This window comes from Pseudomonas asplenii, from assembly GCF_900105475.1.
GTDB lineage: Bacteria > Pseudomonadota > Gammaproteobacteria > Pseudomonadales > Pseudomonadaceae > Aquipseudomonas > Aquipseudomonas asplenii.
Genome location: NZ_LT629777.1, coordinates 6,185,909 through 6,210,471, shown reverse-complemented (window position 1 = coordinate 6,210,471; position 24,563 = coordinate 6,185,909). Strand labels below are relative to the sequence as shown.

General features: G+C 63.2%; 15 protein-coding genes. 2 read left to right on the top strand and 13 right to left on the bottom strand.

The window, feature by feature from the left end; translation table 11 throughout:
- Positions 1–119: 119 nt before the first annotated feature.
- The 9 genes from ccoP (BLU37_RS27315) to BLU37_RS27275 form a co-directional block, all read right to left on the bottom strand.
- On the bottom strand, positions 120–1,094 hold the full coding sequence (ccoP, locus tag BLU37_RS27315) for a cytochrome-c oxidase, cbb3-type subunit III (RefSeq protein ID WP_010446980.1): 975 nt from the start codon (positions 1,092–1,094) through the stop codon (positions 120–122).
- On the bottom strand, positions 1,091–1,276 hold the full coding sequence (locus BLU37_RS27310; protein WP_003175465.1) for a CcoQ/FixQ family Cbb3-type cytochrome c oxidase assembly chaperone: 186 nt from the start codon (positions 1,274–1,276) through the stop codon (positions 1,091–1,093). The genes ccoP (BLU37_RS27315) and BLU37_RS27310 overlap by 4 nt, the downstream gene beginning before the upstream one ends.
- A gap of 6 nt (positions 1,277–1,282) precedes the next feature.
- Positions 1,283–1,891, bottom strand: a complete 609-nt coding sequence (ccoO, locus tag BLU37_RS27305) for a cytochrome-c oxidase, cbb3-type subunit II (protein WP_019361778.1) — start codon at positions 1,889–1,891, stop codon at positions 1,283–1,285.
- Complete coding sequence (ccoN, locus tag BLU37_RS27300) at positions 1,891–3,333, bottom strand: cytochrome-c oxidase, cbb3-type subunit I (protein WP_090210545.1); 1,443 nt, start codon at positions 3,331–3,333, stop codon at positions 1,891–1,893. The genes ccoO (BLU37_RS27305) and ccoN (BLU37_RS27300) overlap by 1 nt, the downstream gene beginning before the upstream one ends.
- A 334-nt stretch (positions 3,334–3,667) precedes the next feature.
- Complete coding sequence (gene ccoP, locus BLU37_RS27295) at positions 3,668–4,606, bottom strand: cytochrome-c oxidase, cbb3-type subunit III (protein ID WP_090210543.1); 939 nt, start codon at positions 4,604–4,606, stop codon at positions 3,668–3,670.
- A complete protein-coding gene (locus BLU37_RS27290) occupies positions 4,603–4,797 on the bottom strand; it encodes a cbb3-type cytochrome oxidase subunit 3 (protein ID WP_010446961.1) in 195 nt (64 codons plus the stop codon). The genes ccoP (BLU37_RS27295) and BLU37_RS27290 overlap by 4 nt, the downstream gene beginning before the upstream one ends.
- Before the next feature lie 3 nt (positions 4,798–4,800).
- Positions 4,801–5,409, bottom strand: coding sequence for a cytochrome-c oxidase, cbb3-type subunit II (gene ccoO, locus BLU37_RS27285; RefSeq protein WP_019361782.1), 609 nt, complete (start codon positions 5,407–5,409; stop codon positions 4,801–4,803).
- A 10-nt stretch (positions 5,410–5,419) separates the two neighbouring features.
- Positions 5,420–6,844, bottom strand: coding sequence for a cytochrome-c oxidase, cbb3-type subunit I (gene ccoN, locus BLU37_RS27280; protein ID WP_090210541.1), 1,425 nt, complete (start codon positions 6,842–6,844; stop codon positions 5,420–5,422).
- Between the two features lie 225 nt (positions 6,845–7,069).
- Positions 7,070–14,503, bottom strand: coding sequence for an Ig-like domain-containing protein (locus tag BLU37_RS27275; protein ID WP_090210539.1), 7,434 nt, complete (start codon positions 14,501–14,503; stop codon positions 7,070–7,072).
- A 178-nt stretch (positions 14,504–14,681) separates the two neighbouring features.
- Here BLU37_RS27275 and BLU37_RS27270 point away from each other — a divergent pair, with 178 nt between their 5' ends.
- Complete coding sequence (locus BLU37_RS27270) at positions 14,682–15,341, top strand: alpha/beta family hydrolase (RefSeq protein WP_090210537.1); 660 nt, start codon at positions 14,682–14,684, stop codon at positions 15,339–15,341.
- A gap of 34 nt (positions 15,342–15,375) precedes the next feature.
- Here the strand turns inward: BLU37_RS27270 and BLU37_RS27265 are convergent, their stop codons facing one another.
- The 3 genes from BLU37_RS27265 to BLU37_RS27255 form a co-directional block, all read right to left on the bottom strand.
- Positions 15,376–16,101, bottom strand: coding sequence for a hypothetical protein (locus BLU37_RS27265; RefSeq protein WP_090210535.1), 726 nt, complete (start codon positions 16,099–16,101; stop codon positions 15,376–15,378).
- Positions 16,102–16,136: 35 nt separating this feature from the next.
- A complete protein-coding gene (locus BLU37_RS27260; RefSeq protein ID WP_090210533.1) occupies positions 16,137–17,954 on the bottom strand; it encodes an addiction module component in 1,818 nt (605 codons plus the stop codon).
- Positions 17,955–18,080: 126 nt separating this feature from the next.
- The gene (locus tag BLU37_RS27255; protein ID WP_090210532.1) at positions 18,081–19,979 is read right to left on the bottom strand and encodes a hypothetical protein; all 1,899 of its coding nucleotides are present in this window, start codon (positions 19,977–19,979) and stop codon (positions 18,081–18,083) included.
- A 340-nt stretch (positions 19,980–20,319) separates the two neighbouring features.
- On the opposite strand from BLU37_RS27255, the gene BLU37_RS27250 reads away from it, so the two are divergent.
- Complete coding sequence (locus BLU37_RS27250; RefSeq protein ID WP_232000430.1) at positions 20,320–22,566, top strand: autotransporter outer membrane beta-barrel domain-containing protein; 2,247 nt, start codon at positions 20,320–20,322, stop codon at positions 22,564–22,566.
- Between the two features lie 72 nt (positions 22,567–22,638).
- On the opposite strand, the gene BLU37_RS27245 is transcribed toward BLU37_RS27250, so the two are convergent.
- Positions 22,639–24,396 (bottom strand): hypothetical protein, encoded by a 1,758-nt coding sequence (locus tag BLU37_RS27245; protein ID WP_232000428.1) that lies wholly within the window; start codon positions 24,394–24,396, stop codon positions 22,639–22,641.
- Between the last annotated feature and the right edge of the window lie 167 nt (positions 24,397–24,563).

Here is a 24,563-nt window from a genome sequence, read left to right as displayed (position 1 = left end):
CTATAGGTCAAACCCGTGGATGGGACTGACCGATTTCGTCAGGCGTGACGCGGTGCGGCAATGAAAAGGCCCCGCCAGTCTGCACGGGCGGAGCCTTGGGTGACGCGGCCAGCCGAGGGTTATTCGGCCGGCTTGTCGTTACCGTGGGACAGGCTGTAGACGTAGGCGGCCAGCAGGTGGACCTTGTCATTGCCCTGGATCTGTTCCTGGGCCGGCATCTGGCCCTGGCGACCGTAACGGATGGTCTGTTGCAGTTGCGCGAAGCTCGAACCGTAGATGAACGCGGCCGGGTGCGTCAGGTTCGGCGCGCCCATGGCGGGTGTGCCTTTGCCTTCCGGCCCATGGCAGGCCACGCAGTTGGCGGCGAACAGCTTCTGGCCATTGACCGGGTCGGCCTTGGCGCCTTCCGGCAGCTTGCGACCGTCCAGGTTGGTCAGCACGAACGCGGCCACATCGGCCACGCCCTGCTCGCCAATCACTTCGGCCCAGGCCGGCATCACCGCATGGCGACCGGCCATAATGGTCTGCTTGATGGTCTGCGGATCACCGCCCCAGCGCCAGTCCGCATCGGTCAGGTTGGGGAAGCCATAGGCGCCCTTGGCATCGGAACCGTGGCACACCGAGCAGTTGGAGGCGAACAGGCGGCCCCCCATCTTCAAGGCTTGCGGATCCTTGGCCACCTCTTCGATGGGCATGGCGGCATATTTGGCGAAGATCGGCCCGAACTTGGCGTCCGATCGGGCCATTTCCTTTTCCCATTCGTGCACGCCGGTCCAGCCGGTCTGGCCGTTGGCGAAGGGGGTCTGCTTATCGTTGTCCAGGTAGTTGTAACCTGGCAGCACGCCTTTCCAGTTGCCCAGGCCCGGGTACATCACCAGGTAGCCGAGGGCAAAGACGATGGTGCCGACGAACAGCATGAACCACCATTTCGGCAGTGGGTTGTCGTACTCCTCGATCCCGTCGAAGGAGTGGCCGACGGTCTCGTCGGTCTGCTCGGCGCGCTGCCCCTTGCGGGTCGACAGCAGCAGCCAGGTCAAGGCGAAAATGGTACCCAGACTGAGGACTGTGACGTACAGACTCCAGAACGTAGTCATTCTTTGTTACTCCTAGAAGCTTGCTCGACGTGCTTGATGGCTTCGGGATCGTCCGCGAAAGGCAGCAAGGTCGCGTCTTCAAACTCCGACTTGCGCTTGGGGCTGAACACCCACAAGGCCAGACCGATAAAAGCCACCATCACCACGACGGTGCCCAGGCCACGAATCATCCCGATATCCATGAACAATCACCGTTTGCTTTTGATGATGGTGCCAAGGCCTTGCAGGTAGGCCACCAGTGCGTCCATTTCGGTCTTGCCCTTCACGGCGTCTTTTGCACCGGCGATGTCTTCGTCGGTGTAAGGCACGCCGAGGGTGCGCAGGACTTCCATCTTCTTCGCGGTGTCCTTGCCGTCGAGCTTGTTTTCCACGAGGAACGGGTAGGCCGGCATTTTCGACTCGGGCACCACGTTGCGCGGGTTGTACAGGTGCGCGCGGTGCCAGTCATCGGAGTAACGACCGCCGACACGGGCCAGGTCCGGCCCGGTACGCTTGGAACCCCACAGGAACGGGTGGTCCCAGACGCTTTCACCGGCCACCGAATAGTGCCCGTAGCGTTCGGTTTCAGCGCGGAACGGCCGGATCATCTGCGAATGGCAGCCGACACAACCGTTGGCGATGTAGATGTCGCGGCCTTCCAGTTCCAGTGCGGTGCGGGGCTTCATGCCCTCGACCGGCTTGTTGGTGACGTCCTGGAAGAACAGCGGGACGATCTGGGTCAGGCCGCCGATGCTCACGGCGATGACCATGAAGAAGGCCAGCAGGCCGATATTCTTCTCGACTACTTCGTGCTTCATCAGTGAGCTCCAACGACAGCGATCCGAGCGGCGGCTTCAGCTTCAGCCGGGTTCGAGGCGCGAACGGTACGCCAGGTGTTGTACGCCATCAGCAGCATGCCGCTGGCGAAGAACGCACCGCCCAGGGCGCGAACGATGAAGCCGGGGTGGCTGGCCTGCAGCGCTTCGACGAAGGAGTAGGTCAGCGTGCCGTCGTCGTTGACCGCCCGCCACATCAGGCCCTGGGTGATGCCGTTGACCCACATCGAGGCGATGTAAAGCACGGTACCGATGGTCGCGAGCCAGAAGTGCGCGTTGATCAGGCCGACGCTGTGCATCTGCTCGCGGCCGAACAGTTTCGGGATCATGTGGTAGACCGCACCGATCGAAATCATCGCCACCCAGCCCAGCGCGCCGGCATGGACGTGGCCGATGGTCCAGTCGGTGTAGTGGGAGAGGGCGTTGACGGTCTTGATCGCCATCATCGGACCTTCGAAGGTCGACATGCCGTAGAACGCCAGGGATACCACCAGGAACCGCAGGATCGGGTCGGTGCGCAGCTTATGCCAGGCGCCCGAGAGGGTCATCATGCCGTTGATCATGCCACCCCAGCTCGGGGCCAGCAGGATGATCGACATGGCCATGCCCAGCGACTGCGCCCAGTCCGGCAGGGCGGTGTAGTGCAGGTGGTGCGGGCCGGCCCAGATATAGAGGGTGATCAGCGCCCAGAAGTGGACAATCGACAGGCGATAGGAGTAGATCGGGCGTTCGGCCTGTTTCGGCACGAAGTAGTACATCATTCCCAGGAACCCGGTGGTGAGGAAGAAGCCCACCGCGTTATGCCCGTACCACCACTGGATCATCGCATCGGTGGCGCCCGAGTAGGCCGAGTAGGACTTGAAGAAGCTCACCGGCAGCGAGGCGTGGTTGACGATGTGCAGCATGGCGGTGACGACGATGAAGGCGCCGTAGAACCAGTTGCCGACATAGATGTGCTTGGTCTTGCGCTTGACGATGGTGCCGAAGAACACCAGGGCGTAGACCACCCAGACCACGGCCAGCAGGATAGCCAGCGGCCACTCCAGTTCGGCGTATTCCTTGGTGGTGGTGTAGCCCAGCGGCAGGGTGGCCAGCGCGCCGATGATCACGGCTTGCCAACCCCAGAAATGGAAGGCCGCGAGGCTGTCGGAGATCAGTCGCACCTGGCAGGTGCGTTGCACCACATAGTAGGAGGTGGCAAACAGGGCGCAACCCCCGAAGGCGAAGATCACCAGGTTGGTATGCAACGGGCGCAGGCGTCCAAAACTCGTCCACGGCAGACCGAAATTCAGCTCCGGCCAGACCAGTTGAGAGGCGATGAAAACGCCGAGCCCCATGCCAAGGATCCCCCAGACCACCGTCATGATGGCGAACTGGCGGACTACCTTATAGTTATAAGCCGTCTGACTTATTGCTGTGCTCATTCTAAGGTTCCACGGTTTGGATATAGTTATTAGGGGTGAAAATCGGTCGCAAGTATGGATAAAGCGTAGGGTCATTGCAACGCGCCATGACCTGGGTCAATACCGTGCGACGCTGATTCTGCGGCCTTTCCATGCTCGGAGTAGGGTCAAAACGCGCCCTCGCCAACGCCGTGACCGGCCGGTTGGCGAGGGGTTGCGGATTGATCTGGGTTTGGAAAGCGTAGTACCGATTCCCGGGAGTGGGTAGGCGGACTGAAAGGGAGGTGCGACACTCGGTCGCGCAACGGCGGGGAACTGCCGCATCTTGATCGATGCGGCAGGAAATATCCGGTATTTATTGAGCTTTGTTTTCTCCTTGACTGCCGTGGGAAAGGCTGTACACGTAAGCGGCCAGCAACTGCACCTTATCGTTGCCGAGCAGTTCGCTCTGGGCCGGCATATGGCCTTGGCGACCGTGGCGGATGGTCTGTTGCAACTGGGCCAGGCTGCTGCCATAGATGAAGGCGGCAGGCGTGGTCAGGTCGGGGGCGCCCATGGCCTGGGTTCCCTGGCCGGTGGCACCATGGCAAGCCACGCAGGTAGTGTTGAAGGCTTGCTGGCCGGCGGCCAGGTCAGCGCCGGTGCCTTCCGGCAGTGGCAGCTTGGCCAGGTCGTGGCGAACATAGGCGGCGACGTTCTTCACCCCGTCCTCGCCGAGGATTTCACCCCAGGCCGGCATGGCTGCGATGCGCCCGCCCATGATGGTGGCCTTGATCGTGTCGGCACTGCCGCCCCAACGCCAGCTGTTGTCGGCCAGGTTCGGGAAGCCATAGGCACCCTTGGCGTCCGAGCCATGGCAGACCGCGCAGTTGGAGGCGAACAGGCGTCCGCCCATTTTCAGCGCTTGTGGGTCCTTGGCCACTTCTTCCAGGGGCATGGCCGCGAACTTGGCGAAGATCGGTCCGAACTTGGCATCGGCCTTGTCCATTTCCTTTTCCCACTCGTGAACGCCGGTCCAGCCGTTCTCGTAGCCGGGCAGGATGCCTTTCCAGTTGCCCAGGCCCGGGTAGAGGATCAGGTAGCCGACGGAGAACACCAGGGTGCCGGCGAACAGCATGAACCACCACTGCGGCAACGGGTTGTCGTACTCCTCGATGCCGTCGAAGCTGTGGCCCATGGTCTGGTCGACGCTGCCCTTGGTTTCGCCCTTGCGCGTGCCGATCAGCAGCCAGGTCAGGCCGATCAGGCTGCCGATGGTCAGTACGCAGATGTACGTACTCCAGAAGGTGGTCATGGCCGGTTGCTCCTTGTGACGGGGTCTTGTTCAGGTGTTTCAGGCAAGGGATCGTCGGCGAACGGCAACATGCGTGCCTGGGCGAACTCCGGATTGCGCTTGGCGTTGAACACCCAGATGGCGAGGCCGATGAAGGCAATCATCACCACCAGGGTGCCGAGGCCGCGGATCATTCCGCTACTCATCTCCATGGCTCACCTCTTGCTCTTGATCGCGGTGCCGAGCACCTGCAGGTAGGCGACCAGCGCGTCCATCTCGCTCTTGCCCTTGAGGCTGGCCACGGCGCCGGCGATGTCGTCGTCGGTGTAGGGCACGCCGAGGGTACGCATGGCGCGCAGCTTGGTTTCGGTGTGGCTGCTGTCCAGGGCGTTGGCGACCAGCCACGGGTAGGCCGGCATCTTCGATTCCGGTACCACGTTGCGCGGGTTGTACAGGTGCGCGCGGTGCCAGTCGTCCGAGTAGCGGGCGCCGACGCGGGCCAGGTCCGGTCCGGTGCGCTTGGAGCCCCACAGGAACGGGTGGTCCCAGACGCTTTCACCGGCCACCGAGTAGTGCCCGTAGCGTTCGGTCTCGGCGCGGAACGGCCGGATCATCTGCGAGTGGCAACCGACGCAGCCTTCGCGGATATAGATGTCGCGCCCTTCCAGTTGCAGCGCGGTGTAGGGCTTCATGCCCTCGACCGGCTTGTTGGTGACGTCCTGGAAGAACAGCGGGACGATCTGGGTCAGGCCGCCGATGCTGACGGCGAAGACCATCAGCAGCATCAACAGACCGACGTTCTTTTCGATCACTTCGTGTTTCATGGCGGACTCCTCAGGCCATCTGCGCGTTGGCGGTGGCGGTGGCAGGTACTGCACCGCGCACGGTGCGCCAGGTGTTGTAGGCCATCAGCAGCATGCCGCTGAGGAAGATGGCGCCGCCGATCAGCCGCACGATGAAGCCGGGGTGGCTGGCCACCAGGGTTTCGACGAAGGAGTAGGTCAGCGTGCCGTCTTCGTTGACCGCGCGCCACATCAGGCCCTGGGCGATGCCGTTGACCCACATCGAGGCGATGTAGAGCACGGTGCCGATGGTGGCGAGCCAGAAGTGCGCGTTGATCAGGCCGATGCTGTGCATCTGCTCGCGACCGAAGACTTTCGGGATCATGTGGTACAGCGCGCCGATGGAAATCATCGCTACCCAACCCAGCGCGCCGGCGTGGACGTGGCCGATGGTCCAGTCGGTGTAGTGGGAGAGGGCGTTGACGGTCTTGATCGCCATCATCGGACCTTCGAAGGTCGACATGCCGTAGAACGCCAGGGACACCACCAGGAACCGCAGGATCGGGTCGCTGCGCAGCTTATGCCAGGCGCCCGAGAGGGTCATCATGCCGTTGATCATGCCGCCCCAGCTCGGTGCCAGCAGGATCAGCGACATCACCATGCCCAGCGACTGCGCCCAGTCCGGCAGGGCGGTGTAGTGCAGGTGGTGGGGACCGGCCCAGATGTACAGGGTGATCAGCGCCCAGAAGTGGACGATGGACAGGCGATAGGAATACACCGGACGTTCGGCCTGTTTCGGCACGAAGTAGTACATCATCCCGAGGAAACCTGCGGTCAGGAAGAAGCCCACGGCGTTGTGACCGTACCACCACTGCACCATGGCGTCGGTGGCCCCGGCATAGACCGAATAGGACTTGGTCAGGCTGACCGGGATTTCCAGGTTGTTGACGATATGCAGGATCGCCACGGTGATGATGAATGCACCGAAGAACCAGTTACCGACATAAATGTGCTTGGTGGTGCGCTTCATCACGGTGCCGAAGAACACGTAGGCGTAGGCCACCCAGACGATGGTGATCAGGATGTCGATCGGCCATTCCAGTTCGGCGTATTCCTTGGAGCTGGTGTAGCCCAGCGGCAGGCTGATGGCTGCCAGCAGGATCACCAGTTGCCAGCCCCAGAAAGTGAATGCCGCCACTTTTGGCGAAAACAGCTGGGTCTGGCAGGTGCGTTGCACCGAATAGTAGGAACTGGCGAACAGCGCGCAGCCGCCAAAGGCGAAGATCACCGCGTTGGTGTGCAGTGGGCGCAGACGACCGAAGCTGGTCCACGGCAGGTTGAAGTTGAGTTCGGGCCAGACCAATTGGGCCGCGAGGAAAACCCCGAGCCCCATGCCGACGATGCCCCACACCACCGTCATAATGGCGAATTGGCGGACCACCCGGTAGTTGTAGGCGGTACTGATTGAAGTGTTCATGGTTCCCCATCCACGGATCAGGCCAGCGCACAGACGGCCTGCCTGGCGGTCTGCATGTCCGGCCCGGAGTTATAGGCAGACTAAAGCACGTCAAGCATGGGCAAATAGCCAGCGCCGGGTATTGACGGGGGTCAATGGGCTCCCCCATGAGCCCTTTTCAGGGCGTCAATGGGAGAGCCACGTGGGCGTCACCGCAGGTTTTCCGGTGACGCCCGACGCGCACTGTCAGTGACAGGGCAGCAGTTGGGTGCCGATGCCCAGGCCGGAGGCATGGTGGGTCAGCGTTACCAGACCCAGGTCCAGGGTGAGTCCGGGGTGGGTTGTTTCCGGGGCATCCGGCTTGTTCATTTCCAGCACCAGCAGAATCAGCCCCAGCGAGCCGGTCTTGGCGGTCATCGACCAGGTGAACTTCTCCGTGTTGGGCTGCAAGGGCCAGCGGCTGCCATAGAGTTTACGGATGCGCTTGAGCTCATCGATGTCCGGCAGCCGCAGGCCTTTGGCCTTGGCGCGCTGGGCGGTCTTGTCACTGTTGCCGATGCCCAGGTCGTAGCACAGCAGCACGCCGTAGACATTGACCGGGTACTTCTTGAACTGCCCGGCCTTGTCCCGAACCACGATATGGGTGCTGCCATTGCTGCGCACGGTCACCCGGCCTTGCGCGTCGACCACGGCCACCCGCGGGTTTTCGCTGCTGTAGGTGTAGCCGGGGACCCCGCCGCTGGCGACCCGCTTGACCGAGGTGCCCGGGCCGAACTCCGGCAGTACCTGTGGCCGGCAGGGAATCAGGAAGATCTGCCCATGCAGGTTGACCGGGCTGGTGTCGAGGATCAGTTCGGGTACCCGGACTTTCGCCCGCACGGTCAGGGTCAACCTGGGAAACACCAGCGCCGAGGCTTCGTCGAGGCTGCCGTCGAAGCTGACCTTGAAGGTCAGTGTCAGGCCGCTCAGGTCCTTCAGACTGTCGAGGTCGGCCCGGGGCAGTACGCCGTCGATGACATCCGCGATACCGGTGACGACCTCCGCGTTCCACAGGGTGAAGTGGTAGGGCGTACCGTTGCTCCGCGTACCGGCAACCTGCAGCCAGATGCGTTGGCCGACCTGGATATGCGGCCATTTGCCGACTTCGACGGTGGCGTCGGTAGCGAAGGTGTTGAGGTCCAGTATGCGGTTGTCCGGGGCCTGGCGTACGAACGGCGTGGGCAATTTCTCCTGGGCGATGGGCAGTACGTCCAGTGGCAGGATTTCGGCGGGCGACAGGACGCTGCCGCGAGTGACGACATAACCGACATCCACGCGCTTGCCGATATTGGCGCTGACGGCGGTGTGCTCGGTGAAAAACGCCAGGGTTCCCCCGGGGCTGCCGGCCTGGGCGGGGATCGTCGGTGTGCCATCGCCGGGTGTCCCGCGCCAGTAGGCCTGGACACTATCGCTGCCGCGCATGTCGGCATAGCGCACGTCGATCGTGGCGCCGCGCAGGGCCAGTTCTGGCAGCAGCACGGTGTCGAATGCTTCGCGCACCTGGGGGCGGGGCAGGTCGAGGGCACCGGCGCTGACCGGCAACAGCAACGCCAGCGAGGTGAAGGTGTCCGCGGCGGTGGTGGTGACCTCGTAATGCAGGGTGACGGAACCGCCGCCCAGGACGCTGACCTTGTCGTCGGGGATCAGGAACTGGATGTCCTTGTCGATTTCATCCTCGCGCAGAGTGATGGTCTGATCGTAGGGCACCTCGGCGCCGCTGGCCGTCTTGCCGAGCCAGACCAGCTTGACCTGCTGGTGGGCCGCGATGAACGCGTAGGGTTCGACATGGGCGATCACATTGCGAAAGGCCGGGTCCAGTACATTGCCGTTCTGCTCGGCGACGGGTACCCGTGGGGCCTTGAGGATACGTGCCTGGCCGGTGATGCGCAGGGGCAGGCTCTTGGAGCGGCGAGTCGGCTGCTCGGCCACTTCGACGAAATAATAGAAGCGTGCCTGGCCCTGGAGGATGGCGAGGAACTGCGGGTTGGGTACCCGGAACGAGACGAAGGGGGCCGTGTCATGGCCGGGGAGGGTTTGGCTGTAGGGCTCCAGTTGCCGACCTTCGGCATCTTCGCGCTCGACCACCAGGCGCACGCGGTGCAGGCTGTCCATGCCCTCGTAGCGCAGCACCAGCACCTGGACATCGGTACCGGCGAGTTCGTCCAGGTTCAGCATCATGCCCTGGGCGCGCGGGACCACCGGGGCCTGCAGCGACGGGTCGCCGATACCGACTTCGATGATGGCCGGGCGTGACCATTGCGACCAGTTGTCGACCGCGTCGCGAATCTCGTAGCGCACGATGATCGAGTCGGAGTTGCCCGCATCGCCGATGATGGCCGGATCGATGGGAATCACCACTTCATCGCTCGGCTCCGGCAGTGCCGGGTGCTGGATAGGGCGACCATGCCACGACACCCTGATCCGGTCGCCGGCGGCCATGTTCGCATAACGCTTGACCACCACGCTGACGCCTTCCGGGTTTTCGATCACCCCGGGCGGCAGAATCTGCGGCAGTTCGAGTTTTTCGTTCTCGCAGACCGTGGTGCCGTTGTCGGTCTTGCATGAGCGCTCGGGAGCCCCCGGAATGTCCAGTTTGACCCGTATGGTTTTTTCCGCCTCTTCCGGTTCTCCGCCGGGGAAGGGCGTAAGGACGTAACGTACTGTCGTCATGCCCGAGGTGATCCAGCGGGTTTCGACTTTCAGCGTGATATGACCGCCAACCGGAGCCGTGTCCTGGTGGGTATAGGTGGCGACGGGGTCGGGATGAGTGCCCCAGTACAAGTCGATCCGGTCCCTGGGTTGCAAGGGCAGGGGGCCGATCAACACTGGCAGCGCGCGTTGCGGATCGATCACATCGGTGGCACCTACGCCCAGATCATGGAAGCTGTTGATCAACGGCGGTGCCAGTAGCCGTACCGCTCTCGGCAGGCGCGCGCTTGCACTCGCTGCCGGTTTCCAGGTGCTGTCCACCGGGCCCGGGCGCGTCCACTGCGGGCTGCCGAGCAGTACGCTCAGGTTGCCGGTGACCGCGACTTTCTGCACGAAGGCGGCGTCGGCCAGCTCGAACAGTTGATGGTCGCTCGAGGCCGCCGCTTGTACTGCTGTGCCGTTATCGCACAACTGACGTTGGGCCTCGGAAGCCCGTGGGGTGTACTTGAGCAGCGCGCCATCGGCGGCGGACAGATAAAGCCCGCTGAGGTAGATCTGCTGTCGCTCCAGGGTCTGGGTGACGAAGCAGATGGACGTGCTGGAGAAGAAATCCGCGACTGCCGGGCGGCCGTTGCCCAGGTAGGCCGGGCCCGTGGCGTGGGCGGTGTGCAGACCGTGCAGGACGTAGGTGTCGTCGAAGGTCAGCGCCAGGCGTTCCTGCTCCAGTTCCTGGGTGCTGGTTGCGGCGATGGCGCGCGTGACCTTGACCGCGTGGTCGCGGCTGAAGGGTTCGAGGCTGGCATAGCTGTGATTGTCCTGGCGCTGGTAGATGGCATTGACCAGCAATTGGTCATGACGGCGGTTGATTCGCTGGTGACTGTGGTATGCGGCGTCATCGGGGTGATTGAACAACGGGCCGACGTCATAGCGCTCCAGCACGGGAGCGGCGGTCGCTGCCGGGTCCCAGGTCTCGGTGACCGGTCCCCGTGCCGACCAGAAGGTACCGCCGTGCAGGACCTGTAACCGGCCCGTGGCCGCGACCTGGCGCAGATAGGCCAGTGGCGTCAGGCTGCCACTTTCCAGCTGGTCCTGGGTGGCGATACCGTCGCCGGCAAATATCGCGCCCTCGGCGGTTTCGTCCTTCAAGGGAAACAGCTCGACCTGATACTGGAGCAGTGCCCCATCGGCACTGGACAGGTAGAGGTTGACGCTCGATTCCAGTCCCGGAGTCTGCGACACCGGGCAGACACCGCGCGCGGTGGCGATCAGGTGGGCGAAGTCGCGGGCGCCGATGAAGTGCCGGTACAGCGGTTCGTCCTGCAGCCGGGGCGGGCCTTGCCGGGCCGGGGCGACATAGACACCGGCGAAGTCGTAGCCCTGGGCAATCATCTTGAACAGGTCGACATGTTCCGGAAACACACGATAGCGGTTGAACCGGGAACCTTCGTCGGGGACGGCAGTGGTCGCGACATATTCTTCACGGCCGGTCTTCTTGAAGATGAAACCGAACAGCGTGGCGCTCTGCTGCCGTACCTGGGCCAAGGCATGGCGCAGGGCGTCCTGGGCGTTGATATGCACCGGGCTCAGCTCCGGGAAGGCCGTGGCATGTCCGTGATTGGTGGCCTGGCGACCGTTGCCGGCCCTGAACCCGTCGGCCGTGGAGTTCAGGCTGGAAACCACACCCTTGTGTACCCAGATGGCGCTTGGCACCAGCACCAGCAATTCGCCGGCCTGCAGCAGATCACGGGCATAGGTGAGGAGCACGCCCTGGTCTTCGCTCTTGCCGCTGCCGATCCGGCGCTGCAAGGCATTGTCCATGCGCTCCAGCGGTCGGTCGATGGCGGGCGCCAGTTGTTTGAACAGCACCTGCTCGTGGGCGGAGCCGCTGGCGGTGTAGCGGATCAGCGAGCCGTCGCTGCCCGAGAAGTAGCGATAGCGGATCGAACTGCGCTCCTGGATCGCCTGGTAGAGGTCCCAGGTGGGGAACAGGTTGTCATGCAGTTCGGCCTCGTCTTCGGGCAGGTGAATGTCGGCAGCGCCCAGTCGTGAGTGGTAGACGCCGATAATGCTGTGGTCTTCGGGGAAGAATGTTTTTCTGACCTCGCTGGGAAAGATCAGATTGTGATCGAAGGTCGCGGTCGGCGACGGCCATGGCTCGGTGGCGACGAACAGACCGTCCGGGCGTTGCAGCACCAGGCCGCCATGGAGCTGGTCGTAGCGGTTGGGGATCTGCTCGTGAGCATGGCGCGCGGCATCGTCGGCGCGGGAGAACAGCGGCCCCAGCCGACGACGCTGGAAGTGCTGGTAGGGCTGCCAGCTATCGCTGACCATGCCTTCTCGATCCCAGATCTCGCTGGTCCGCAGTACGCTCAGGGTGCCGGCGCGCGCCAGACCATGGACGAAATAGCGCGCCTCCAGATTCCCCAGGGTGACCTGTTCTCCGAGGCTCGGTTCGCTGCCCTGGCGCTTGAGCAGCAGATCGTCGGCCTGAGCCTCGTGCGACTGATACTTGAGCAAGGCTCCCTCATGGGTGCTGAGGTAGAGGGGCAGTGCCTCGTCCTGCGAATCATCCGCACGCAGATAGGGCAGGGCTGCGCTGAGGTCGCTGGGGGTGAAGCCGTTGCGGTATTGCCAACTGTCCCCGCCAGGCAGTGGCGTGGGGTACAGCGCCGCCCGGTAGCTGATGGCCGCCAGCTCGAAGTCGCTGGGCAGGCGTGGGTTGCCTTCGGCGTCGATGCCGAACACCGAGGCCGGGGCGAATGCCGGCGTACCGGCCTTGAGCGGCTCGCTGGCGACATAACGCGCCAGCCGTCGATGTTTGAGGATGAAGCTGACCCGCTGCTCCGGGGACTTGCCGGCGAGGCGTTGGTGGGCATGCTCCGCCGCGGCTTGCAGGGTGTCGAACAGCGGCCCCAGGGCTGGCGCCGGCGGGAGCGCCGGTTGCGTGATCGGATAAGGACTCCATTGCGCTGGCAGTTTACCCGGCGCACCCCAGTAACGGTCGCCCCGGACCAGATGCAGGCCCTGGGCCTTGGCCAGCAACTTGATGAAGTCGCTGGGCAGCAGTTCGCCATTGTCCAGCTGTTCGTCGAGGGCACTACGGCCCGAGCGCGTCCTGGGCAGCAGGCGGATGACCAGTTCGTCCTCCTCGCGGCTGTCGCTGGGCATGTACTTGATCAGGTTGAGGTCGCTCATCAGTACATAGAAGGCCTGCAGGCCGGTGGAGCGGCCGGCGATGGTGGCGAGCACTTCCGGGCCGGTGATGCTTCGGTGAGCCAGGCGGAATTCGTCCTCGGGCAGGTTCGCCAGCGAACCGCTGCGGCTGACTTCCCTCAGGTTGATATTGGAGCGATACACGGCATGCAGTTGGTGGCCGTCCGGGAAGGCCGGCAAGCCGGTTTCCGTAATGGGGTAGAGCTGGCTGGCATCGAATTGCCGGCCTTGGGTGGCTTGCGGTCGGGTCGCCACGAAAGTCTGGTCCTGGCGCTGAAAGATCAGCCCGCCCAACTGTTGGGCACGGCCTCCGAGGGTGATCTCCTGGGCATCACGGGCGGCATCGTCGGCGGATAGAAACGCCTGGCCCAGCTCGGGGATGGGGAGATCGGCGAAGGGGCTCCAGGTATCGGCCGAGACGATGCCCGGACGATTCCACAAACGGCTGCCGAGCAGTACCCGCAGGGTCCCGGCCTCGGCCAGCCGGCGCACCCATTGTGAGGTCGTCAGTGCCCCGTCGAGCAGTTCCTGGTGAAAACGCTCGGCGCGTTCCTGCCAGCTTCCGTGGGAGGGAAACAGCACCCCTTCCAGCTCGCTGTCGCGCGACTGATAACTCAGCAGGGCACCGTCGGCGGTGCCCAGGAACAACGGCAGTGGCGCGGCCCCTGGGGGGCGCAGGCGGCGGGCCTGGTCGAGCCCGGCAAGCAGGTCGTGTGGGCGCAGGGTGTTTTCATAGAGCCAGTTTTCCCGCAGGGGCGACTGTGCGGGCAGCGTATCGGCCTGGGCGTAGAGACCGACCAGCACCACAGCGGGGGGTAATTGCTGCAGGCCGACAGGGGTGAACAGCGAGGCGGCGGCGACGGGTTCGGTGGCGGCGTACTCGTCCTTGAGCGGGTTTTTCACGATCAGCGACTGCTGCCGGTACAGGCCCTTGAAACCGATCTGGCCATGCACGTGCTGTACCGCCTCGTCCAGGCTGGAGAAGGTCCGGCTCAAGGCGGGCATGTGCTGCTCCTGGCGCGCACGGGTGGTCCTGACCCCGGAGGCGATCGGTTTCCAGGCGGCATCGATACGTTGCGCCGGTCCCCAGAAGGCATCCGTGTTGACGCTGGACAACTCGCCCGCTGCGGCCACCCGATGAATCAGCGCCAGGGGCGTCAGGGTCCGGTTCTGCAGGGCCGAGACCAGCGGGGCCGACAGTTGCAGCAGATGGCCGAGGATGGCGGAAGGCGGCTCCAGACCGGCCTTCAGCTCCTGCTCGGCCTTTGAGTTGCTGACCACGTAGCGCAGTAGCACCGTATCGTCCACCGCCAGGTAGAACGTCTTGAACAACGGGCGGCGGGCCAGCGCCTGGTAGAGATAGCCGATCTTGTCGGCGAACCCCGACGCCAGCGCCTGCTGGACCTGCTCGTCCGAGGACAGGCTGGCTGCCACAGGGCTGTCGCTGTAGGACACATAGCCCGCCTCGATGCGGTAGCCTTCGGGCAGCCCGATGTCTGGCGGCGCGGAGGGCCACAGGGCACTCGTGCTACCCTCGCGGGCCATCAACGGCAGCGGGATGCTGGCGTGAAACAGGCCCTGGGCGTCTCGGGCGAGAATCCCCTTGAGGCGGATATCGGTGCTGAATGCCGAGGACTGGTAGGCCGCTCGCGCCTCGATGCATTGGCGTCGGGCGTCGAGCATGGCGGCATCGAGCGTGCTGAAGGCGGCGCCGAAGGTGGGCGAAGTAGGGGGCGAAACAGTGTCGCGCGGATCGTTGTGCGACGGTTCTGAGGTCATGACATTACCCGTTTGGAAAGGGAAGGCGGGTGGCCGTGCCCAGGGGCGGCGGCCCGAGGCTTCTGAGTCTTCAGAAGGTGTGCCGTCATTCTCGAAAAATCCCCCGGGAGGGGGCGTTACATATCTAGTGAATGAGCCGGCCCCATCGGGGCGAGTGAGTTGAACAGTGAGGAGTGGGATGGACGGACAGGCAGCAGCACGACAGCAGGACTGGCTTCACGACACCGCGGACACCGACGAATCGGCGCCGACGCTGATCCTGGCCCATGGTGCCGGTGCGCCGATGGACAGCGATTTCATGAACCACATGGCCGCTCGCCTGGCGGTGCTGGGCATTCGGGTCCTGCGCTTCGAATTCCCCTACATGGCCCAGCGGCGTCTGGACGGCGGCAAGCGCCCGCCGAACCCGCAAGCCAGGCTGCTGGAGTGCTGGCGCGAAGTCTTCGAGGCGGTCCGGCAACAGGCCCGTGGCCCGCTGTTCATCGGTGGCAAGTCGATGGGCGGGCGCATGGCCAGTCTGCTGGCCGACGAACTCGGCGCTCGCGGCCTGGTCTGCCTGGGTTATCCCTTCTATGCCGCTGGCAAACCGGAGAAACCCCGGGTGGCACACCTGGCCGATATCGCCACGCCGACCCTGATCGTCCAGGGCGAGCGTGATGCCCTGGGCAATCGGCAAACGGTGGTGGACTATGCGCTTTCACCACGGATCGAACTTTGCTGGCTGCCCGCCGCCGATCACGATCTCAAACCGCTCAAGTCCAGCGGTTTCAGCCATGAACAGCATCTGGATACGGCGGCGCGGCAGGTGCGCGAGTTCATCGCCCGGCAGGCCGGCTGACCAGCCCCTGGCCCGACGCCCGGCCCGGTACGGCTCAAGACGAGCCGAGGCTGACCACGACCGGGTTGGCAGGCGAATGTTTCGACCAGTTGCCGACCCGGTCATGGATTTCGTAGCGCACCGGCAGGGCGCTCGAGTTGCCGGCTGATTCGACCAGGCTGGCCGGGATCGCAATGACCACTTGCCGCTCCAGGTCGGTGCTGTCCAGGGGCGGATGGTCGAGCCTCAAGCGGCCCCAACTGATGCGGACCCGATCACCTTCGCTCATATGCGGGTAAGGCGGGACGATCACCCTGACCCCCTGTGCGCTGACGATCACCCCCGGCGGCTGCACCGGTGGTGCCGGCAGGGCTTCGTTCTCGTAGGGGGTCGCCGGATCGATATCGATGCCGCCGGGTGCTTCCAGTTTCACCCGCAGGCGCGTGATATCGGAGTCCTGTGAGGTGCCCCCCGGAAAGGGCGTGAAGCGATACCACACCGGCACCGGTTCCGGGGCGGATCGGATGTCGCCGACGTCCACCGTCAGTGTCACGAAATCATTGATCGGCGGTTCGTCCTCGGGATGTTCGTAGTGGCTGAGGGGGGCATCGGCATCGCCCCAGTACAGGTCGATATGATCGCCGGGCTTGAGGTTCAGGGGGCCGACCAGTACGGGCAGCGGCCTGGCCGGATTCTCCACGTCGATGGCGCCGACGCCGGCGGGATGGGCGCTGAGAATCAGCGGTTGATCGAGGTTGCGCGGTTTGAGGTTCCCGGACATGTTGAAGTCTCCAGAAAAGGGAGGGGAAGGGCGGCTCAGGCGCCTGGCGGGCAGATACCGCTTACGCGCATATCCACATAGACGCTCTGGCGTTTCGAACGGCCGATGCCGCTGACGCTGTCGACGCTGAAGCTGGCTTCGGCGTGGCCATAGCAATGGCTGTCCAGCGCCGTCTTGGGGACGCGCAGGTTGTAGCCCTCGCGTTCCTGTTGCGCCGTCAGTGGTTCGGAGGTGTGCTGCCATTCGTGCTTCTTGTCCCCGCCAATCAGTCGGTCGAAGCCCTCGTAGAGGAAATGGATCACATCGCCCTCGCGGATATTGAGATACGGCGCGATGTGGACGGGTGCGCCGTCGCGGCCATTGACCGGGTTGATCGCGCCATGCTCGTTCAGCTCGGTGAACACCGGGGCCTGCGGTCCGGCCGGGCCGCCGGGCAGTTCCTCGCGGGAGCGAACGATGATGCCTTGCTCGGCCGACCGGGAGGTATTCGGGTTGCCGGCCTGGGTGACGCTGTAGCGGACCCGGATATCGGTTCCGGTGCCAATCGGCCGGAAGCGGCTGTTGGGTACGGGACGGTTCAGCTCGCGGCCAGCGCTGATGTCACCGTTGCTGATGACGTAAGGCGGTTCGAACATCGGTTGTCCGCCCCAGTACAACTGCAATTGCTGCCCTTCGACGAAGCCGGGGTTCCAGGCAATGAGGGCGCTGGCGTCACGCTCGAAGTCATTTTCGTCGATCAGGTTGTCGACGGCATCCGGCGAGGCGCCGCGAATGCGCGGTTGCCGCAGCGCGCCAGGCACCGGCAGCCGAGCCCGGACGACGATATCCAGCGGTAGCGAGTAACCGATGACACGGCCTTCGCGGCTGAGGTCATAGCGCAGGCGGATATCACCGTCTCCGGCCCGCTCGATGGTTTCGAAGTTCGCGTCGATGCGCAGGATGATCGGTTGGCCGAAGGATTCGGCGGCGAACGGGCCCAGCTCGACAGTGCCCCAGTGCAGCAGGATCCGGTCGTCTGCATCGACCAGGTCCGAAGTGGGAATCGAGACTTCGATGCCGGCTTGTGCCTGCTCATGGTCGATGGGCTCGGCATAGCCGACGATGATCGGCGCCGGCAGGTCGGTCACCGGTTCGTTCAGCAACAGCAGGACATCGGTTGCGGTCGAGTCCTGGGAGAGGTTGCCGGCGCGATCGGTGACGGTGTAGTGCACCGGGCCGTTGAAGTCGCCCAGCGATTCGAGAAAGGTCCGGGGAAACTCGATGATGACCTTGCGCGCCGCCATGTCGTCCTCGTCGACCTGCCCCCCAGGGCCCTCGGTCGCGCCCCAGAACGTCCTGATCCGGTCGCCGAGGTCGAAACCGGTGTAGCCGTGGACAGTGCCCGGCAGTACGTCGCCCAGTTGCGTCAGTTCCTCGCGGGTCAGGCCATCGCGGACCTCGATGGGAAACTCCAGCGGGGCGAGGGTCGGGAAACCGGGCGCGGTGGTGTCGATTTCAATCGGCGTGGGGAACGACTCGGTCGTACTGTTGTTGTCGGTATTGCGCACCCGGTAGGCCAATTGGTACTGGCCTTGGGTCAACACGTCGATGGGAAGCCAGAGTGTCAGCCGATCGCCGGGGGCATCGTCGTCTTCAATCGGGGTCGGCGTTCCCAGGGGCACCCGGTTCCAGAGCAACTGATAGGTTTCGTTGGTACTGGGGTTGTCCCAGACGTCGAAGGTCACGGGAACCGGGGCGTTGAGGACGGCGATGGGAAGCAGCCCTTCACCGTCGTCAAGGGCGGATTCGACCCTGGGTTTTTCCAGGGCCGGTTCGAGGGTACGGCGGTTTTCGTTTTCCAATGAGTGGTTCATGTCATTTCATCCCCAGTCCAGCCTGGCTGGACGGTAGGCGCGGGCAGGTCGCTCAGACCTGCCGCGTGTGGTTGACGAGTGGCTGTGCAAGACAAGCCCGGGCCGCAGCGGCCCAGGAGCCGGCGGTTACTGGCAGCCGAATCCGGGGCGGCTCATGTCGACGCGCACGTGAGCCACGGCGGACGTGGCCGGTTCCTGGTTGTGCTCCGGCTTGGGTTCGACGCGGAACGTGGCTTCAGCGCGGCCCACGCACAGCGTGCGCAATACCGTGGCCGGTATCTGGAAGCTGTAGCCGTTGACGATGTCCCACTGGTCCAGCTCGCGCTGGTCGATATGGTGGGTGCCCGGGATCGGGTTGTTGTTGCGGTCATAACCGTCAAAGGTCAGGTGGACCGTATGACCGGCCTTGATGTTGTCGTACGGGTCGACATGCAACGGCGTGCCATCGGGGTTCTCGATGGGGCCCACGACACCGCCAGGGGTGGTCCGGGTGAAGCGGGGTGCCTGCGGGCCGGCTTCTCCACCGGGTTGTTCCTGCCGGGAGCGCACCGCCACGTTCTGCACGGGGGCCATGACCGTGTTCGGGTTGCCGACACGGGTGACGCTGTAGCGCACGGGAATGGCCGCTCCGGTGCCCTGGGCCTTGAGAATCGCGTTGGCGATCGCGATGGTGAAGTCCACGCCGGCGTCGAAGTCGGACTGTTTGATTTCATACCACTGCGCAACCTCCTGCTCCCCCCAGTGCAGATTGAGCCAGTCGCCGGCCCGCAGACCGGTCACCCAGCGGAAGAGGGCGCGGGCCTCGAGCTCGTAGTCATCCGGGTCGATGACGTTGTCATCGACGTTCGGGTTGCCGCTGGTGCCCTGTAGGGTCAGGGGTCGCAGGTTGTCTTCGGCGACGGGCAAGGTCAGGAACACGTCCACCGGCTTGATCAGCGAGCTGCCTACCAGGTCGCCCTGGCGATAGACCTCGTAGCGGACGTCGACCCGGCCTTCCGGAATCAGATTGATCACGTCGAACTGCAGGATGGGCTCGAGCACCGGGTCATTGTTTTCGTCGCCTGGACGCAGTTCCAGCTCCGGTAACGGATTGTCGGCACCCCAGAACAGCCGGATCCGATCACCCGCCAGGGCCCCGTCATAGTGGGGAATACCGACGGTGACACCGGACTTCGCGTCCTGGTAATCGATCAGGCCGTCATCGGCCTGGGCAACCAGCGGCGCTGGCAGGTCGTCCGGGATGTCGGCCAGCAGCAACCTGACATAGGCTGGCTCGGAGCGTGGCGAAATGTTCAGCGCGCGGTCGGTGATGAAGTAGGTGATCGCGGCTTCGCTGCTGCCGATCTGCGCCTCGACCTGCTCAAGGAAGGCGCGACTGAAGGACAGGGTGACGCGCTCGTTTTCCACATCGGACCATTGCACCGGAATGCTCGGGCCTTCGACAGGCCCCCACCAGGTCTGGATGACATCACCATCGGCCATGGTGCTGTAGCTGGTCACCAACACGTCCAGTTTGTTGCCCAGTGCGGCCAACTCCGCAGAGGTCAGGCCGCCTTCCACTTCGCGGGGAAAGATCATCGGGCCATGGTGTGGCAGGCCCGGGGAAGTCTGGTCGATTTCCAGCAGGTAATCGAAAGACGGTTCCTTGAGGCCGTTATCGTTGTTCTTGATCTCGTAGCCCACCCGGTACTTCTTGTCCGTGGGGTTGAGCGGATCTCGTTTTTCCTCCAGATAGTCCTGCGGAACCTGCAGGCGCAAGTGTCGGGTCGGGTTCTCCAAGTCTTCCTTGGTGATATCTTTCCAGTCTTCCGATATTTCCTCGCCTTCCCATAATAGTCGATAGGAATAATGCAACCCGGCATCGGGGGGTAAGGGAAAGGTGATATCCAGCGGCGCGTTCAAAGCGGTGATCGGCAACAAACCATCTATCAGGGCCAGCGGCACGTCGGGTGGCGGGTATCTGTCGAGTTGAGTCCTGTGGTAGCCGGTCAGTCCCAGGCTGATATGAGTCTTCAGGTTGCACATATTAAAGTTCCTTATAAGTGTTTTTACGGACGAGTGTCTGCTGTTCATGAATAATGAATGGGTCGACAATGGAATCCACTTTTAATAAGTTATGGCGATAAAGAAACTTCAGTTCTTTATCTGGTTTTGAAGTAATCGGCTTTTGTCTGGGGTGTCAATGGCTTTCTTGATAAAAACAACAATGTTTAATCTGTAAGTATTCTGTAGGAAATTTTTTATTGGATTAAAGGAATCACCTTGTCAGTGCTGCGGAGATGTTTCGTGTTAACACTAATGAGTGCTCCGCAAAATGATTCCCTTAACACTCAGGCGAGGGAAATGTATGTTGTACCAAAAGCGAATGAGCACAGGGCTTATCCATAAAACCGGATTGAAGGTCATAGGATTATCCTGTGGTGCAACGCTGAGCCTTCAGGTCCAGGCGGTTCAGATCGATAACGGCAATGCCATCACCGGCACTGTCAGCAATCGGATTGAAACCCTGAATGCCTCCAGTCCGGTTGAGTCCTGGTCGGTGATGGATCGTGGTCTTTTGCAGATTTTCGATGGGGCGGTGACCCAGTCGGTGAGTGTCAGGGGAAATGCCCGCGGGGTTTCCGACGTCCAGATCAACAATGGAACGGTGAACGGTGGGTTGGAGCTGACCCATGGCCGGGCCACCATCGTCAACGGCACCATCAACAATCCCACCGGCCGGGCATTGCAGGTCTCTACGCTGATGAATGGCGGCTCGCCGTTGAGTTCCTCGGCGAGTCTGCAGGACAGCAGCGTGTCCGGCATGGGTATCGGAGCGATTGTCTCGCCGTTGGGACAACTCTCGCTGAACCATTCCAGCGTCACCGCCGTGGCCGGTGCCGGCAATGATGGCGAGGCCATCCGGCTGGCGGGGAGTGCCTTGCAGATGACCAACGGCAGCTACGCACGCGGGGAGTCGGTTGGTCTGCATATCATCGGTGACACCAGCGGCCCCGGTTCGCCCCCGATCGATAGCTCGACCGAGGTGGTGCTGGACCATTCGACGCTGGAAGGCTTGAGCGGGCCGGCCATCCGCATCGTCGACGGGTCCAGGGCCGACATCGTGGTCCAGAACGGCTCCAACCTGTTGTCCGGCAACGGCACGTTGCTGGATGTCAGGGAAAACAGCACGGTCGGCTTCACCGTCGGCAATTCGGTCTTGACGGGGGACCTGATCGCCGACGGTAGCAGTACCCTGGATGTCACCCTGCAGAACAATGCCCAGCTCACCGGCAACCTGGTCAATACCCACAGCGTCGCCATCAACAGTAGCGCGAACTGGACGATGGTCGCCGATGCCGAACTCAACTCCCTGTCGCTGGGCGGCGGCAGCGTAACCCTGGGATCGGCCGGGCAGTTCCATACCCTGTCGCTGGGCGAATTGTCCGGTACGGGGCTGTTCAACATGCAGGTCAATCTGCTGGGCGGCACCGGCGATCTGCTGAATGTCGAGGGTGAGGCCAACGGCAGGTTCCTGCTCGATGTCGAGAACACCGGCCAGGAACCCGACTCACCCGAGATCACTCCGCTGCAGGTGGTGCATACCGAAGGCGGCGATGCGCTCTTCGAGGTGGTCGGCGGCAGTATCGATCTGGGCGTCTATTCCTACCAGTTGGAACGGCAGGGCGACGACTGGTTTATCGTCGGCTCCGGCAAAACCATCAGTCCTTCGACCCAGGCTGCCCTGGGCCTGTTCAGTGTCGGGCCGACCGTCTGGTACGGTGAGCTGGCGACCCTGCGCAGCCGCCTCGGCGAAATCCGCACCAGCGGTGCAGGGGGCGGCTGGATACGCGGCTATGGCAGCCAGTACAACGTGACGGCGGATGCCGGGTTCGGCTACAAGCAGCGTCAGCGCGGGCTGTCCCTCGGGTTCGACGTGCCGGTGCCGGTGCGCGATGGACAACTGCTGGTCGGGGTACTGGCCGGGCATAGCGAATCCGATCTGAGCCTGAGCCGTGGCACCGCTGGCAAGGTCGGCAGTGGTTACATTGGTGCCTACGGGACCTGGTTGAGGGATGACGGCTACTACCTCGACGGGCTGGTCAAGGTGAACCGCTTCCGTAACCAGGCGGATGTGGCGATGACCAATGGCGTCAAGGCCAAGGGCAGTTATGACAATATCGCCTATGGCGGTTCGCTGGAGTTCGGTAAACACATCGTTTTATCGCAGGATGTGTTCATCGAGCCCTATGCCCAATGGTCGACGGTTGTGGTCAAGGGTGATCGTTACACCCTGGACAATGGCCTGTCGGCGCAAAACGATCACACCCTGTCGATGCTCGGCAAGGCCGGTGCGACGCTGGGGCGCAACCTGGAACTGGCCGATGGCGGCTTGTTGCAGCCTTACCTGCGGGCGGCTGTGGTCCATGAGTTTTCCCGCAGTGGCAATACCGTGAAGGTCAATGATGCCGCGTTTGACAACAGCCTGTTCGGCACCCGCGCCGAGCTTGGGGCCGGTGTGTCCGCTGCGTTGTCGAAGAATCTGCAGTTGCATGCCCACTTCGACTACATGAAGGGCGAACACATCGAGCAGCCCTGGGGGGTTAACGTCGGGCTGCGCTACGGCTTTTGATGGCGGGTGCCAGCGTTGACGATCGGCAAGCCCTCGACGAGTCTTCGTCGAGGGTTTTTTCATGGGCGCGGATCAGCGCACCGCAACCGGAGCGCGTGACGAGATGTAGACGTCGGCCGGTAGCGAGGTGACGTGGCCCAGGCTGTTGCTGACCTCGTAATGGGCCCGGCCACGACCGTGCTCGACGGCCATCAGGCGGGCCAGCGGCACCCGGAAACGGCAGCCGTAGCGCAGGTCGCGCGCGCTGACCAGACGTTCGCTGGTGAACGTCGCCCGCTCGATGGTATTGCCGCCGGTCAGTGCATCGAAGCCGCAGAACCGCAGGACGATGCGATCACCCATCTGCATGTTGCGGTAGGGCGCCACGTGCACCACGGTCCCTTCCGGGTCCTTGCGCGGATCGACCACGTTGAGCACGCTGGCGTCGCTGAACACCGGCTCCAGCAGCCCCTGCGTGCCGCCCGGCAGTTGCATCTGGAAGATTACCGCGACCGACTGTTTGGGCGAATAGGAGGTGTTCGGGTTGCCCTCGCGGGTCACAGTGTAGTGCACGCGGATATCCACCCCGCAGCCCTGTTCGACGATCAGGCTGTTCGGCACGTTGATCACCAGGTCGCAGCGGCTGTCGACGTCCTGTCGGGTGATGGAGCGCAGCAGCGGTTGTGGCGATCGGCCCCAGAACAGGTTGATCCGGTCGCCGGCCTGGAACGCATCGCGCCAGGCGATGATCACGTCGGCGCTGCGTTGCGCATTGTCTTCATCGAGGTAGTTGTCCAGTGCCCGGGCATTGGGTTGCTTGCCTCTGATCACGGGGGCCGCCAAGGCTTCGTTGACCAGCGTTTGCGGCGTCGGGTCCTGGGGGCCGGGCAGTTGCAGAAAAACCTCGAGCCGCAGGTCCGGGGAGGTGAAGGTTTCACCGTTGCGGCATACCTGGTAGCTGACCCGGGCCGGGCCATCGCCATGACGGGAGATGCACAGGTAGCTCACCCGGACATTCAGTAACAACGGCTTGTTCCGTTCATGATGGCTGATCACCCGCTTGCCGGCGACGGGCTCGCCGTTCCAGAACACGCGGATTTCGTCGCCAGGCGCGACGTGGCCATAGGTGGGCACGGCGATCTTCACCCCAAGCCGTGCCTGAAGGTCGTGAACCTGGCCATTGTCGATCTTCAGGGCGACAGGGGCGCAAAGCCTGGCGGGCAACTGTTGCAGGTGCAATCTGAGGATCGCCGGTTGCGAGCGTATCGAGACATTGCCGGCCCGATCGCGAATGCGGTAGCTGACGGTGTACTCGCCGTTGCCCAGTTGTTCGAGGAAACTGCGTTCGACGCTGATCCGTACTTTGTCGCTGCCCGGTTCATCGGCCTGGACTGTATAGGTGGGGCCGACCTGTTCACCCCAGTAAGTGTCTATGACATCGCCCCATTGCATATCGAAGTAGCCGGGGACAATCGCGGTCAGTTGATTGCCCAGTTCCGTCAGTTCGCTGGAGGTTAAACCCCGGGTCGTGATACACGGCAGTATAAGCGCCGCAAGAAGTTCGCCGCCGGGTGGTGTGCGATCGATAAGAATGGGCGTGATGGGGGAGTCGATCGAGTGTTCGCCGAGCGTGTCATGGACCCTGTAGCAAAGCTCGTTTTTACCCTCGCCAGAGAGCATTTCACCCGGCAGTAGCAAGGTCAGTGGAGTGTCTGTTTGATGAGCCGAGACTGGGGTCGGAGTACCGACCGGGATGCCGTTCCAGATCAACTGGCAGGTTTGCGTAGTGCTGACTTCGCGCCACGGGTTGATCGTCACGCGCAGGGGCTGGTCCAGATCGGTTGCTGGCAAGAGTCCGTCTTCGGGAGCCGCCGTTTCAACGAGTGGGGCTTGTAGTAAGGGGCATGGGATTTGAATCGCCAAGTCCTTCATGAGGATACTCCTTTTATCGGGTTGAGTGTTGTCAGGGAGGGGCCGCGACTGGACGCTTTACTGATTGTTTTAAAGTTCTACGTCTG

Coding starts and splice junctions, on each gene's coding strand:
- ccoP (WP_010446980.1), bottom strand. CDS start 1,094: ATGACTACGTTCTGGAGTCTGTACGTCACAGTCCTCAGTCTGGGTACC.
- BLU37_RS27310 (WP_003175465.1), bottom strand. CDS start 1,276: ATGGATATCGGGATGATTCGTGGCCTGGGCACCGTCGTGGTGATGGTG.
- ccoO (WP_019361778.1), bottom strand. CDS start 1,891: ATGAAGCACGAAGTAGTCGAGAAGAATATCGGCCTGCTGGCCTTCTTC.
- ccoN (WP_090210545.1), bottom strand. CDS start 3,333: ATGAGCACAGCAATAAGTCAGACGGCTTATAACTATAAGGTAGTCCGC.
- ccoP (WP_090210543.1), bottom strand. CDS start 4,606: ATGACCACCTTCTGGAGTACGTACATCTGCGTACTGACCATCGGCAGC.
- BLU37_RS27290 (WP_010446961.1), bottom strand. CDS start 4,797: ATGGAGATGAGTAGCGGAATGATCCGCGGCCTCGGCACCCTGGTGGTG.
- ccoO (WP_019361782.1), bottom strand. CDS start 5,409: ATGAAACACGAAGTGATCGAAAAGAACGTCGGTCTGTTGATGCTGCTG.
- ccoN (WP_090210541.1), bottom strand. CDS start 6,844: ATGAACACTTCAATCAGTACCGCCTACAACTACCGGGTGGTCCGCCAA.
- BLU37_RS27275 (WP_090210539.1), bottom strand. CDS start 14,503: ATGACCTCAGAACCGTCGCACAACGATCCGCGCGACACTGTTTCGCCC.
- BLU37_RS27270 (WP_090210537.1), top strand. CDS start 14,682: ATGGACGGACAGGCAGCAGCACGACAGCAGGACTGGCTTCACGACACC.
- BLU37_RS27265 (WP_090210535.1), bottom strand. CDS start 16,101: ATGTCCGGGAACCTCAAACCGCGCAACCTCGATCAACCGCTGATTCTC.
- BLU37_RS27260 (WP_090210533.1), bottom strand. CDS start 17,954: ATGAACCACTCATTGGAAAACGAAAACCGCCGTACCCTCGAACCGGCC.
- BLU37_RS27255 (WP_090210532.1), bottom strand. CDS start 19,979: ATGTGCAACCTGAAGACTCATATCAGCCTGGGACTGACCGGCTACCAC.
- BLU37_RS27250 (WP_232000430.1), top strand. CDS start 20,320: ATGAGCACAGGGCTTATCCATAAAACCGGATTGAAGGTCATAGGATTA.